Below are 13,097 nucleotides of genomic sequence, written 5' to 3'. Positions count from 1 at the left end.
GCGTGGCGGTGCCGCGGATCGAGCAGGCCGACGGCGTCCTCGGGTTCTCCTGGGCGACGCCGGACGGGGCGCCCGCCCGCCTCGCCGACCTGCTCGACCTGCCCGGAGCGGAGCCGCACCGGTGGCTGCCGACGCACCTGGAGGCGCTGGACGACGTCCTCATCGAGGTCACCAGCGCCTACGGCGAGGTCCTCGGAGGCGGACGCCCGGCGCTGCCCGAGGAGAAGGACGGGCTGGGCCGCGCCTACGTCGTGATCGACCGGGCGGTGCTGGAGTACGGCCGGGCTGCGGCCCTCGCCACCTCCGACCACGGCGTGCTGCCCGACCTGCGGGGCGGGCAGATCCTCGGCACCGCGCACCTGGTCGGTGTGCGGGCCCGCTACGCGCTCGGGCTGGCCGGCGCCCCGCCGTTCGAGGGCGAGCTGGACACCCCCGGCCCCGGGATGGTCGGCGGCTTCGCCGGCATGCACTGGGTCGACGGCCACGAAGGGGGCACCGAACCGTGGCGAGGTGCCCGCTGGCTGGTCGTCACCGAGGACGGGCGCCGTCTGCCGGCGTCCCTCTCGATGCTGCTGCACGACTCCTCGGGCGTCGACAAGGACGCCACCCTGCGCGAGCACCGCGAAGCCCTGCGTGCGGTCACCACCGCGGTCGAGCCGGCCGCCGGGCTCGTGCCGCCGGGCGGCGAGTTCGCGGCCGCGGGTGCCGTGGACTGGCTGCTCTTCGACTGGGTCATGGCCCATCGCGACGCGGAGTCGGGCGCGGGCGTGGAGATCCGCTCGGGCAAGGTCGAGGACGCCACGATGATCGTGGCCGCCGCGACCGCGTCCGTGGCCGTCCGGGCCCGCTTCGACCCGGCCCTCCTCCCCGTCCGGTGATCGAGGTGCGAGGAGCGCTGGCGACGAGCGGTGCACCCGCAACCGAATGCGCGCGCAGGAGGGTTGCTGACGCACCGCCCCTACCGGGGTGAGTGTCAGCCCTGGGCGGACTCCGCGGTGGAGAAGAAGTCCCAGGCGACGGCGCCGGTGTCGAGGGCCCGGTTGGTGGCGCCCATCTTCTTGAACGCGCGGACGCGGAGGTTCGGGACGGAGTGACCGCCGCCCTGCACGGAGTAGAGCGCGACGGGGTGCTTGCCGTCCTCCTCCCAGTGCAGGTGGCGGACGCGGGTGGCGCCGTCGTCCGCGAGGAAGCGACTGGCCCCGCGGCTGGTGATGCCGTTGCGCTGCAGCCAGTAGGAGCTGGTGTCGCGGATGGAGAGGTTCGCCCCGCGGGCCGTGCCGAAGAGCGAGGCGACGCCGCCGGCGTAGGGGACGACCGGGTCCTCGGTGCCGTGCACGAGCAGGACGGGCATGGCGACGCGCTGGTCGTCGACGTCCCAGTTCTCGGCCACCGGCAGGGTCGCGCCGACGAGGGCGACGCCGTGGGCGAGGTCGGGGCGGACGTGCGCGAGCGTGGTGGCCATCTGGCCGCCGTTGGAGAAGCCGACGACGTAGGCCCGGTCGGTGTCGGCGCCGGTGCGGGCGGCGACGTCCTCGAGGACGTGGGCAAGGAACGCGACGTCGTCCACGCCCATCTCGCGAGCCTTGGCGGGGGTGTCGATGCGGCCGTCCACCCACATGCCCTCGATGGCGTCGGGGTAGACCACGACGACCCCGTCCCGGGTGGCGACGTCGTCGAAGGTGCCGCCGGAGAACTGGCGGAAGGCGTCGCCGTCCATGAGCGAGCCGTGCAGCGCGAGCAGGACCGGGGCACCCGGCGCCACGTCGGACGGACGGACCATCCGGTAGGAGCGTCGCCTGCCGCCGGAGACCATGTCGACCCGCTCGGCGACGGGGCTGGACTGCTCGGGAGTGACGGCGAGGGCGGACACGGGGACCTCCTGGGGACCCTGGGAGCGAGGACCCCCGACCCTGGTGGCCGTTGGTCTCTGCACTCTTTGCTCGGTGCAACCAGGACCCTGCCCGGCTCGTGCCCGGGTCGCACCGTCTGCCAGGTCACATCCGGCGGACAAAGTCTTCGACATCCGTCGAATATCGGACTGTCGTCGCAGGCAGACGGCCTGTCCGACAGGGACGTTCGTACCGGTCAGGTGGCCGACGTCACCCGCCACCTGACCGGATCGTGAACGCTCGACGACCTAGATGGCGGAGGGGTGCCGCGCGAGGGCGGTGACCTCGATGTCCATGTAGGGGAACAGCGGCAGGCCCCAGATGACGTCGTTGAGCGCGTCGCCGTCCGCGACCTCGAAGACGGACAGGTTCGAGTAGGTGCCGGCGATCCGCCACAGGTGCACCCAGGTGCCGTTGCGCTGCAGCTCCTGGGCGTACGCCTTCTCGCGCGCCACGGTGTCGGCGCGGACCTCGGGGTCGAGGTCGTGGGGGATGTTCACGGTCATCTGCACCGCGAAGAGCACGGGCTTCTCCTTCTGTCGGGGTTCGGGGGTTCAGGGATGGCGGCGGGCGTCCGGACGCGCCGCAGCCCACCCCGCGGGCACGTGCGGGGTGGGCCGGGACCGGGGGTCAGGCGGGGTCGAGGACGAAGTCGTAGACGACCTCGTTGCCCGAGCCGTCCGCCTTCGCCGTGGGCGCGAGGATGAGCTCCGGCTTCACGGCGTCGGCGATGTCGGTCTCGATGTAGTCGCCACCGTCGAAGTAGAGCTGGGTGGTGATGAGCTGGTGGCCGGCCGCGCTCACCTTGAGGTGCAGGTGGGCCGGGCGCCAGGCGTGCCAGCCGGCCGCGGCGATGAGCTTGCCGCAGGAGCCGTCGGTCGGGATCTGGTACGGCGCGGGCTGCACGGTGTGGATCATGAAGCGGCCCTCGGCGTCGGTGGTGAAGGTGCCGCGCAGGTTCCACTCGGGGATCTCGGGGGCGAACTGGGAGTAGAAGCCCAGGTCGTCGGCGTGCCAGAGGTCGACGGTGGCGCCGGCGAGCGGGGTGCCGTCGACGGCACGGACCTGGCCGGAGAAGTCCAGCTGCGTGCCGGGCTCGCCCTCGCGCATCGGGAGCGTGCCCTCCGAGCCGAGCTGCGGGGAGCCCGGGACGTAGTAGGGGCCCTCGATGGTGCCCTTGGAGCCCTCGCGGTCGGCGTTGGCGACCTCCTCGACGACGTGCTCGACCCACACGTCGAGGAACAGCGGCCACTCGCCGTCCTCGCCGACGTTGATCAGCCAGCTCTTGAGCGCGTCGTACTCGGCGTAGGTCACCTGCTTCTCGCGGATGACCTCGTGCAGCGCCTTGATCGCCGCACCGGCGACCTCGTCGACGCGGGCCGGGTCGACCGCGCCGCCGGCCCAGCCCTTCTTCTTGAAGGTGTCGGTGGCGTTGGCGCCGGAGGCGGCAGCAGTGGCGGTGGCCTCGCGCTCGAGGGACTGGGTCATGTGACGCTCCAATTCTTCTCGCACCCGGGTTCGTCCCCGGTGCCGTGGGTGGGTCGGTCAGCGGTCCTGGCGGTAGTGGGCGAGCTTCTGCTCGTCGATCTCGACCCCGAGCCCGGGGCCCTGGCGCACGTGCAGCGCACCGTCGGCGATCACGAGCGGCTCCGCCAGGAGGTCGTCGCTCATGTCGAGGTAGTTGGACAGCTCGGCGGGGCGCCGGGCCGTCAGCTCGTGCGCGGCACCGAAGGCGGCCGTGGCCACGGTGCCGAGCTGAGTGTCGATCTGGTTGCCCATGACGACCTCCACGCCCAGGCCCTCGCACAGGCCCAGCACCCGCTGGCTCACGGTGAACCCGGTGCGCGCGGTCTTGATCGAGATGCCGGTGGCGGCGCCGTCGAGCAGCTCGCGGGCGACCTCGGCGGGCGTGGTCGCGGACTCGTCGGCGAACTGCGGGATGCTCGCCTGCGCCGTCAGCCAGCGCCGCCCGAGCACGTCGTCGGCCGGGCAGAGCTCCTCGGCCATGGTGAGGCCGAGGTCGTCCATGGCCCGCAGGGCCTGGGCGGACTCCGAGGCGGTCCACCCCCGGTTGCCGTCGACGTAGAGCTCGACCTCGTCGCCCAGGGCGGTGCGCAGCGCACGCACGGCGTCGGTGTCCTGACGCCAGGGGCGTCGCCCGACCTTCACCTTGAAGGCGGTCACGCCGTGCTCGTCGCGCATCCGCTCGGCCGCGGCCACCATCTGCTCTGCCGGCGCGAACCCGACCATGTGGGAGACGCGCAGCCGGTCGGTGAAGCCACCGAGCAGCTCGGAGACGGAGACCCCCAGGGTGCGCCCGAGGGCGTCCCACAGGGCCACGTCGACGGCCGACTTCGCCACCGGGTTGCCCACCGTGCGGTGCAGGCGTGCTCGCACGGTCTCCCGCTCGAGCACGCTGAGGCCGGTGACGGCCGGCGCGAAGATCCCGGTCACGGCGGCCACGACCGAGGCCTGGGTCTCGCCGTAGGTGAACGGACGCGGCGGGGCGTCCGCCGTGCCGACGACGCCGTCGTCGGTGTGCACCCGGACGAGCACGTGCTCGGCCGCGTGCACCTCCCCGGAGGCGAACCTCAGCGGCTTGGAGTAGGCGATCGAGTACGGGATCGCCTCCACCGCGGTGATCTTCATGTGGCCACGCTCACACGCCGATCGAGACGGGGGAAGGACCTACTTCCTCTCGATCAAGACACACAGGCTCTCATTGCAGGTGGCGTGGCTCACACGGACGCGTCACGGTGCTGCGTGCGGGGCGGTGCCGGGCCGTCGTCCCCGCTCGGCGACCACGGCACGGACGACGGCCAGCACCCGGGCCAGCACCGGTGAGGTGTCGCCGGCCCGGTGGGCGACCGCGAGGTCGACGTCGGCCGACGCCGCCACCAGGGGCCGGTAGGTCGCGCCGGTGATCCGCAGGTGCTGGACCGACTCCGGCACCAGGGCGACCCCGAGCCCGGCGGCCACGAACGAGACGAGGGTGGAGGTCTCGGCGACCTCGGTGCCGTGCGGCGTGAAGCCCGCGTCCTGGCAGGCGGCGAGCACCGCGTCGTGCACCACCGATCGCTGGTGACTGGGGTAGGTGACGAACGGGTCGTCGGCCAGGGCGGCCAGGTCGACGGCCCCGTGGCCGGCCAGCCGGTGGGTCTCGGGCAGGACGACGACCAGCCGCTCGCGCCGCAGCGGGTGCACCTCGATCGCGGGGTCGCCGACCGGCGGGCGCAGCACGCCCAGGTCGAGCTCGTGGGCGAGCATCCCCGAGACCTGCCGGGGCGTGAGCAGCTCACCCCGCAGGTCGGCCTCGACCCCGGGCAGCCGCGCCTGCAGCGCCCGGCTGATCGCCGGCAGCAGCTCGTAGGTGGCCGACCCGGTGAACCCGATCGAGACCCGCCCCACCATGCCGCCGGCCACCAGCGCCGCCTCGTCGTTGGCCGCCTCGACCCGCGCCAGCACGTCGCGCGCCCGCTCCAGGTACCGCTGCCCGGCCGGCGTGAGCTCGACCCGCCGGGACGTGCGCTCGAGCAGCTGCACCCCCAGCTCGGCCTCGAGCTGCTTGATCTGCTGGCTCAGCGGCGGCTGCGCCATGTGCAGGCGCTCCGCGGCCCGGCCGAAGTGGCACTCCTCCGCCACCGCGACGAAGTAGCGCAGGTGGCGGAGCTCCATGGGCGTCACCCTAGAGCGCTCAGCCCTGCCGGTGATCGAGGTGCGACGAGCTCCGGCGAGGAGCCTCGAGATCGCCGGTCTCGAGGCTCGGCCGTAGCCGGCCTCGCACCTCGACCACCGATCCGGCCGTAGCCGGCCTCGCACCTCGACCACCGATCCGGCCGTGGCCGGCCTCGCACCTCGACAGCCGGAAGGTGGGTCAGACGCGGGCCTGCGACGGCGAGCAGCCGTAGCGCCGCCGGTGCGCGGCGGCGAACCGGCTGGCCGAGGAGAACCCCCATCGGGCGGCCACGTCGGAGACGGTGGCGGCGGGGTCGGCGCGCAGGTCGGCGGCCGCCCGCACGAGCCGGACCTCGACGAGGTAGTCGGTGGGCGTGGTGCCGAGCCAGGTGCGGAACGCCTCCTGCAGGCGGCGCACGCTCACGCCGGCGACCTCTGCCATGGCGGCGGCCGTCCAGGCGCGGGCGGGGTCGTCGTGCAGGGCGTCCACGACCCGGCGGACGTGTCGGGGCTGGGCCGGTCCGGCGTGGACGGCGGCGGTGGCGCCGTCCGGGAAGACGCTCATGAGCAACCCGCTGGCCAGGGCCCCGGCCAGCTGGGCGCGCACCACCTCGGCCTGGGCGAACAGCGCCGGCTCCCGCAGGTGCGCGGCCAGGCTCAGGGCGAGCTGGCGCCAGGCGCGGCCGGAGCCGGTGTCCAGGGCGAGCTGGTCGGGCAGCAGCCCGCGCAGGTGCATCCGGTCGATGCCGAGCACCGTCTCGGCCTGGGCCTCGAACCAGCCGGCGTCGATCTTCACGCCGAGCACGGTGCAGGTGGCGTCCCAGTGCGAGATCCGGCTGGGGACGTCCGCGCGGAAGACGGTCGCCTGCCCGGGTAGCGAGGTCAGCGTCCCGTGCCGGGCCGTCGACTCCAGGTGGCCGGTGAGCGGCAGGTTCACCTCGTAGGAGTCGGGGTAGTCGCACTCGATCGCGACGTCCGCGCCCCACCCGACCTGGCCGACGACGACGGGCCCGAGGTCGAGGGACGCCAGCGTCAGCCGCGGCTCGGGGCCGCCGCCGAGCACCTGGAGCCGGTGCGGGAAGTAGACCTCCGCGACCGCCTCGCTGGCACGCCCCCAGTCGGGCGCGTCGGGGCGAGGCCGGTCTGGCATGGCCGGAACGGTACATGAGACCTGCGTCACAAAGCAGCCGCGCAATCCGTACCGCCGCGACGCCATCGGTGTCGCCGGGACTCCTGCCCCGTCCCTACCTTCTCGACACCGAGCAGGCCGCTCACCCCACGACGACCCCCTCGCCACGCCGGCAGAGACGCAGGTCAGCAGGGGTGCGCGCCGCCCGCCGCTCTCCGGCCTCCATCAACGCAGAGGAGTCACCATGACCACCACGCAGCAGCCCAGCCTCGCCTGGCTGGACGACGTCACCATGACCGAGCTCGAGCGCAACCCCTACCCCGTCTACGAGCGGCTGCGCGCCGAGGCGCCCCTCGCGTTCGTGCCGGTGCTGGGCGCCTACGTGGCCTCGACCGCGGAGATCTGCCGCGAGGTGGCCACCAGCGACTCGTTCGAGGCGATCATCCCGCCGGCCGGCGGCCGCACGTTCGGCCACCCGGCGATCATCGGCGTCAACGGCGACGTCCACGCCGACCTGCGCAGCATGGTCGAGCCGGCGCTGCAGCCGATGGAGGTCGACCGCTACGTCGACGACCTCGTCCGCCCCATCGCCCGGAAGTACCTGGAGAAGTTCGAGGACGCCGGCAGGGCAGAGCTCGTCGCGGACTTCTGCGAGCCCGTCTCGGTGCGCTCCCTCGGCGACCTGCTCGGCCTGGAGTCGGTCGACTCCGAGACCCTGCGCCGCTGGTTCGCCCAGCTCAACCGCTCGTTCACGAACGCGGCCGTCGACGAGAACGGCGAGTTCGCCAACCCCGAGGGCTTCGTCGAGGGCGACCAGGCCAAGGCCGAGATCCGCGCGGTGGTCGACCCGCTCATCGACGAGTGGATCGAGAACCCCGGCGACTCCGCCATCAGCCACTGGCTGCACGACGGGATGCCCGAGGGCGAGACCCGCGACCGCGACTACATCTACCCCACGATCTACGTCTACCTGCTGGGCGCGATGCAGGAGCCGGGCCACGGCGCCGCGTCCACCCTCGCCGGCCTGTTCACCAAGCCCGAGCAGCTGGAGGAGGTCGTCGACGACCCGACCCTCATCCCCCGCGCCGTCTCCGAGGGCATGCGCTGGACCTCCCCGATCTGGTCGGCCACCGCCCGGATCAGCAAGGAGCCCGTCACCCTCGCCGGGCACGACCTGCCCGCCGGCACCGTCATCCTCCAGTCCTACGGCTCGGCCAACCACGACACCGGGCTCTACGACGCCCCCTCCGAGTTCGACCTGCACCGCCCGCCGCTGCCGCACCTCGCCTTCGGCGCCGGCAACCACGCCTGCGCGGGCATCTACTACGCCAACCACGTCATGCGGATCGCGCTGGAGGAGCTCCTCGAGGCCATCCCGAACCTCGAGCGCGACACCAGCGAGGACGTCGAGTTCTGGGGCTGGGGCTTCCGCGGCCCGACGACGCTCCACGCCACCTGGGAGGTCTGATGCCCCGCGTCAGCGTCGGCTCCAGCAGCGTCGAGGCCCCGCCGGGCCAGAGCGTGCTGGAGTCCCTCCTGCGGGCCGGGGTCTGGATGCCCAGCTCCTGCAACCAGGGCACCTGCGGCACGTGCAAGGTGAAGGTGCTCTCCGGCTCCGTCGACCACCGGGACTCGCCGCTGGAGACGCTCCCGGCGGAGCAGCGGGACGCCGGCCTCGCACTGGCCTGCCAGTCCCACCCGACCTGCGACGTCGAGGTCACGCCGGCGGGGCCGACGTCCGCCCGTGCCGGCGAGGCCCGCACCCACCCGCTGCGGGACCTCACGGCCACCATCACCGGCGTCGAGGACGTCGCCCGCGACACCCGCAGGGTGCTGCTGGCGCTGCCCGAGCCGCTGGCGTTCAGCGCCGGGCAGTACGTCGAGCTGGAGGTGCCGCGCACCGGTGAACGGCGCCAGTTCTCCCTGGCCAACACGGCCACGGAGGACCGCGTGCTCGAGCTGCACGTGCGCCTCGTCGAGGGCGGCGCGGCCACGCAGCGGTGGCTGTTCGCCGACGCGGCGTGCGGTGACGAGGTCCGGGTGACCGGGCCGCTCGGCGACTTCCGCGCTCCCGAGCCCGAGGCGGACGACGGCGGCCCGATGGTGCTGCTCGGCGGCGGCACCGGGCTGGCCCCGCTGCTGGGGATCGTCCGCACCGCCCTGGAGCGGCACCCCGACCGGGAGGCCGTGCTGTACCACGGGGTCCGGCACGCGGCCGACCTGTACGACCGCGAGCGGCTGGTCGACCTGGAGAACCGGTTCGCCGGCTTCCGGTTCGTGCCCGTCCTCTCCCGCGAGGAGACCCGCGCGTACCGCACCGGCTACGTGACCGACGCGTTCCTCGCCGACGTCTCCTCCGCCCGCGGGTGGACCGGCTGGCTGTGCGGCTCGCCCGCGCTGGTCGAGTCCGGTGCGGCGGCGTTCAAGCGGCGGCGGATGGCGCCGCGGCTGATCCACCGGGAGAAGTTCACCGCCGCCGTCCCCTCTCCCACCTCTCTCACCAGCCCTCTGACCAGCACAGGAGCCTGACCATGGCCACCCTCACCGTCCTCTACGGCACGCCCACCGATGCCGAGGCGTTCCGCACCCACTACGAGCAGGTGCACGTGCCGCTCGCCCTCGCGCTGCCCGGCGCGAAGGACCCGCGCTGGTCCCTCGACGTCACGACCCTGGCCGGCGAGCCCGTCTTCGCGATGTTCTCCGCCGACTTCGCCACGCCCGAGGCCCTCGAGGCCGCGATGGGCTCACCCGAGGGCCAGGCCGCCCAGGCCGACGTCCCCACCTTCGCGACCGGGGGCGTCACCATCCTCGTCTCCTGACGCAGCGGTGATCGAGGTACGACGAGCGCCAGCGAGGAGCCTCGAGGTCGCCGGTCTCGAGGCTCAGCCGAGACGCGCCAGCAGCTCCTCGAGCACGGTCAGCACGCCGTGGTCCCGGAAGGACGGCGCGCGGTAGGCCGCGGCCTCGACGACCGCCGGGTGCGCCTCGGCCATCGCGAAGGAGAGGTCGACGGCGCGCAGCATCTCCAGGTCGTTGAGGTAGTCGCCGAACGCGGCGGTCTGCGCGGGCGTGACGCCCAGCGAGGACTGCAGCGCCCGCACCGCGACGCCCTTGTTGGCGCCCGGCGGCATGAGGTCCACCCAGGCGTGCCCGGAGACGACGACCTGGTGCGGGTCGCGGTGGTGCAGCAGCGCCGGCGCGACCTGCTTCTCCACGTCCTCGAAGGAGTAGACGGCGATCTTCACGATCTCGTCCTCGATGCCGGCCGAGCCGTCGAGCACCGACCGCTGGTCGTCGACGGCGGTGAGCCGCGCGTAGTACCGCGACGCCTCGGCCCAGAACCGCTCGTCCGTGCGGGAGACGTAGGCCGAGGCCTTGCCGCACACGACCACGCCCAGGTCGTGCCCGTCGGCGACGAGGCCGTCGAGGGTGTCGAGCACGTCGAGCACGAACGGGGTGTCCAGCACGGTGGAGGAGATCTCCTCGCCGTCGCGGACCACCAGGCAGCCGTTCTCGGCGACGAACACCATGCCCTCGGCGACCCGCTCGAAGGCCGCGGTCAGCGTGTGCAGCTGGCGGCCGCTGGCGGGGGCGAACACGATGCCCCGCTCGCGCAGCCGGTCGATCATCGCCCAGGTGGGCTCGGGGACCTCGCCGTGCTCGTCCAGCAGCGTGCCGTCCATGTCGACCAGGACCAGGCGCAGGTCGAGCGGGCCCTCGGGCAGCGTGGGGAGCGCGGGAGCGGTGTCGGGGGGAAGGGTGCTCACCGGCCCATCCTGACGGCCGGTGCCCGCGGGCCACGAGTCGCCGCGGCCGAGACCTCCCCCACGCCGGGCGGTGAAAGTTGCTGCCGACCCACCGCCGAGTCGGCAGCACGTTGCTGCCGACTCGGCGGTGGGGGCGAGGACGGGCGCGGGGTGGCGCGGGTCAGTGGCGGCAGTCGGCGCGCGGCACGTCGGCGGGCACGACCGCCCCGCCGTCGTCCACGCGGACGAGGCCCGCCGAGGTGAGGACGAGGTGCCCCGACCCGGGGCGGACGAGGGCGGGGTCGGTGAGCGCCAGCACCGCCCAGGCCGCGGCGAGGTGGACGACGTCGCGAGTGCGGCCCAGCGGCAGCAGCGACCGGGTCTCCGCGATCGCCTCCTGCTCCCCGGCCCGCAGCACCACCGGCAGGTCCGGCGAGACCCCGGTGGCGGCGACCGCGACCGCCACGTTGTCGAGGTCGTCGGAGCCGACCGCGGCCAGCGCCCGCGCGTGCCGCACGCGGACCCGCTCCAGCGTCGACCGGTCGCCGCCGTGGGCGGTCACCACCGGCACCCGCAGCGCCCGCGCGACCCGCAGCTGGCCCGCCGCCCTGTCCCGCTCGACCCCGAGCACCGGCACCCCCAGGGCCCGCAGCTCCGCGGCCAGCCGCAGCCCCACCTGCCCCATCCCGACCACGACGACGTGGCGTGAGCGCGGCGCCGCGTGCGGGCCCCAGATGCCGACCAGCCGCGGCCCGAGCATCCGGTCGACCAGGCCCGCCGTGAAGGTCGCGGCCAGCATGATCGTCGTGAGCATGGCGATCCCGGCGAAGACGGCGTAGGCGGGCGTCGCGTGCTCCGCCGCGGGCCCCACCGTGGCCACGACGCGGGAGGCCTCGAGGAAGCTGTCGACCGGGTCGTGGTGGCTGAGCACCAACCAGGTCCAGTCGGCCACCAGCACCGCGACCAGGCCGTGCAGCCCGAGCAGCATCAGCCGCGTGCCGACGTCGTGCACCCGCCAGGAGGGCAGGAGCCGCCGCAGTGCCCAGGGCCGGCGCACCAGCGCCCGCTCCAGGACGAGGTCGGGCACCCCGTCCGGCCCGAGCACCTCCCGCGCGAGCACCGCCTGCCCGCCGTCGTGCCAGGCGGCGAGCACGTCGGCGCCGAGGCAGGGCCCGGCCAGGCTGGCGGCCGCGACGTCGCCGGGCGAGGCGATCCTGGCCTGGGGCAGGAGGCTGCGCAGCCGGTCGGCGACGGTGCGGTCGAAGATGGAGACCACGAGCGGCACCACCTCGTCCAGGTGCGCCACGGCGAGGGCGTAGCGCAGCGCCAGCGCGTCCCCGCGCACGGCCACGACCACCCCGGCGGGCCGCTCGTCGACCGCGGCGGCCAGCGCCCGGTCGTCCGGGGCAGCGAGGTGCTCGACGAGCCCGCCCCGGGCGGTCACGGCCCCGCACACGCGGTCGGCCACCGGGGTGTCGCCGATGACGAGCACGGCCCCGTCGGGGCGCGGACCGTGGACGAGCGGGGGCAGCGGTGCGTCGGGCATCGGACCTCCAGGGCGTGTCGGGCCGGGCGGTGAGCGAGCATCCTGGGGCCCGCTGTGGGCGTCCGGCTATCGGAATCACGCCCGGACCTGTGCGCACTCGCGGTGGCGCGGGAGGATGCGCGTGTGCTCGTCGAGTCCGTCGCCACCCCGCTCACCGACGTCGTCACCCATCACGGCGAGGGCCCCGTGTGGGACGAGGCGGGCACGCTGCGCTGCGTCGACCTGCTGGCCGGCGACGTGCTGACGGTGCCGCTGGACGGCAGCGCCCCCGCACGTCGTCACCTCGGCGACGTGGCCGCGGTCTGGCGTCCCCGCACCCGCGGCGGCGCGGTCGTCGCGCGCGAGCACGACCTGGTGCTCCTGGCCGCGGACGGCAGCGTCGAGCAGCAGGTGTCGGTCGTCGAGGACCGGCAGGCCGAGCACGGCGGCATCCGCCTCAACGAGGGCGGGTGCGACCCGGCCGGGCGCTTCTGGGTGGGCTCCATGCCCTACGACGAGACCCGCCCCGCGGGCACGCTCTACCGCGTCGACCCCGACCTCACCGTCACCGCGGTGCTCGGCGGGCTGACCATCCCCAACGGCCTCGCCTGGTCGGCCGACGGTCGCGTCGCGTTCCACGCCGACAGCCCCACCCGCGTCGTCTCCCGCCTCGTGGTGGACGAGGCGGGCGACCTCGTCGAGCGCGAGCCGTGGCTCGACCTGGACGCGCTCGACGTCGACGGCTACCCCGACGGGCTCACCGTGGACGCCGCCGGCGGGGTCTGGGTCGCCCTGTGGGGTGCCGGCTGTGTCGTGCGGTGCGAGGACGCCCCGGGCGGCCCGGTCGCCACGCACCGGGTGCGGGTGCCGGCGTCCCAGACCTCCGCGGTGGCCCTGGAGCCCGGCGGCACCCGACTGGCGATCACCACCTCCGCCAAGCAGCTGGCCCCGGGCGCCGAGCCGCTGGCGGGAGCGCTGTTCACCGCCCGCGCGCCGTTCCCCGGCGTCCCGGTGCGGCCGTTCGCGGGGTAGCCCGGCCGCTGGTCGGGCGCGGGCGTCTCGAGGCTCGTCGCCGGGGCTCCTCGCACCTCGACCGGTGGTCGAGCAGGGAGGAGCTGCTCGACCACCGGGTC

At 74.4% G+C, this 13,097-nt stretch carries 13 protein-coding genes; 5 read left to right on the top strand and 8 right to left on the bottom strand.

Annotated elements, in window-relative coordinates:
* Positions 1 to 2 precede the first annotated feature (2 nt).
* Entirely contained in the window at positions 3 to 878 is an 876-nt protein-coding gene (locus M8316_RS08285) for a hypothetical protein (RefSeq protein WP_250053638.1), read from the top strand.
* A gap of 95 nt (positions 879 to 973) precedes the next feature.
* Here the strand turns inward: M8316_RS08285 and M8316_RS08280 are convergent, their stop codons facing one another.
* The 6 genes from M8316_RS08280 to M8316_RS08255 form a co-directional block, all read right to left on the bottom strand.
* Entirely contained in the window at positions 974 to 1,870 is an 897-nt protein-coding gene (locus tag M8316_RS08280; protein ID WP_250053636.1) for a CE1 family esterase, read from the bottom strand.
* Positions 1,871 to 2,137: 267 nt separating this feature from the next.
* A complete protein-coding gene (gene catC / locus M8316_RS08275) occupies positions 2,138 to 2,413 on the bottom strand; it encodes a muconolactone Delta-isomerase (protein ID WP_250053634.1) in 276 nt (91 codons plus the stop codon).
* A 106-nt stretch (positions 2,414 to 2,519) separates the two neighbouring features.
* Positions 2,520 to 3,377: a catechol 1,2-dioxygenase gene (gene catA, locus M8316_RS08270; RefSeq protein WP_250053633.1), complete on the bottom strand. Its 858-nt coding sequence runs from the start codon at positions 3,375 to 3,377 to the stop codon at positions 2,520 to 2,522.
* Positions 3,378 to 3,434: 57 nt separating this feature from the next.
* Positions 3,435 to 4,538: a mandelate racemase/muconate lactonizing enzyme family protein gene (locus M8316_RS08265; protein ID WP_250053631.1), complete on the bottom strand. Its 1,104-nt coding sequence runs from the start codon at positions 4,536 to 4,538 to the stop codon at positions 3,435 to 3,437.
* 102 nt (positions 4,539 to 4,640) lie between these two features.
* The gene (locus M8316_RS08260; RefSeq protein WP_250053630.1) at positions 4,641 to 5,564 is read right to left on the bottom strand and encodes a LysR substrate-binding domain-containing protein; all 924 of its coding nucleotides are present in this window, start codon (positions 5,562 to 5,564) and stop codon (positions 4,641 to 4,643) included.
* Positions 5,565 to 5,763: 199 nt separating this feature from the next.
* Complete coding sequence (locus M8316_RS08255; protein ID WP_250053629.1) at positions 5,764 to 6,714, bottom strand: AraC family transcriptional regulator; 951 nt, start codon at positions 6,712 to 6,714, stop codon at positions 5,764 to 5,766.
* Positions 6,715 to 6,937: 223 nt separating this feature from the next.
* Between M8316_RS08255 and M8316_RS08250 the strand changes: the two genes are divergently transcribed.
* From M8316_RS08250 to M8316_RS08240, 3 genes are read left to right on the top strand one after another with little or no spacing between them, the layout of a single operon-like run.
* Positions 6,938 to 8,161 (top strand): cytochrome P450, encoded by a 1,224-nt coding sequence (locus M8316_RS08250; RefSeq protein WP_250053628.1) that lies wholly within the window; start codon positions 6,938 to 6,940, stop codon positions 8,159 to 8,161.
* Entirely contained in the window at positions 8,161 to 9,222 is a 1,062-nt protein-coding gene (locus tag M8316_RS08245; RefSeq protein ID WP_250053627.1) for a 2Fe-2S iron-sulfur cluster-binding protein, read from the top strand. Before M8316_RS08250 ends, M8316_RS08245 begins: the two co-directional genes overlap by 1 nt.
* A 2-nt stretch (positions 9,223 to 9,224) precedes the next feature.
* Positions 9,225 to 9,512, top strand: a complete 288-nt coding sequence (locus M8316_RS08240; RefSeq protein WP_250053626.1) for an EthD family reductase — start codon at positions 9,225 to 9,227, stop codon at positions 9,510 to 9,512.
* Between the two features lie 63 nt (positions 9,513 to 9,575).
* On the opposite strand, the gene M8316_RS08235 is transcribed toward M8316_RS08240, so the two are convergent.
* On the bottom strand, positions 9,576 to 10,460 hold the full coding sequence (locus tag M8316_RS08235; RefSeq protein WP_250053625.1) for a Cof-type HAD-IIB family hydrolase: 885 nt from the start codon (positions 10,458 to 10,460) through the stop codon (positions 9,576 to 9,578).
* A gap of 160 nt (positions 10,461 to 10,620) precedes the next feature.
* Positions 10,621 to 11,985, bottom strand: coding sequence for an NAD-binding protein (locus M8316_RS08230; protein ID WP_250053624.1), 1,365 nt, complete (start codon positions 11,983 to 11,985; stop codon positions 10,621 to 10,623).
* A gap of 123 nt (positions 11,986 to 12,108) precedes the next feature.
* Here M8316_RS08230 and M8316_RS08225 point away from each other — a divergent pair, with 123 nt between their 5' ends.
* On the top strand, positions 12,109 to 12,996 hold the full coding sequence (locus tag M8316_RS08225) for an SMP-30/gluconolactonase/LRE family protein (protein ID WP_250053623.1): 888 nt from the start codon (positions 12,109 to 12,111) through the stop codon (positions 12,994 to 12,996).
* Positions 12,997 to 13,097 lie beyond the last annotated feature (101 nt).

The organism is Nocardioides bruguierae (assembly GCF_023554635.1).
In the GTDB taxonomy this organism is placed as follows: Bacteria; Actinomycetota; Actinomycetes; order Propionibacteriales; family Nocardioidaceae; genus Nocardioides; species Nocardioides bruguierae.
This window is presented reverse-complemented; position numbering and strand designations above follow the sequence as displayed.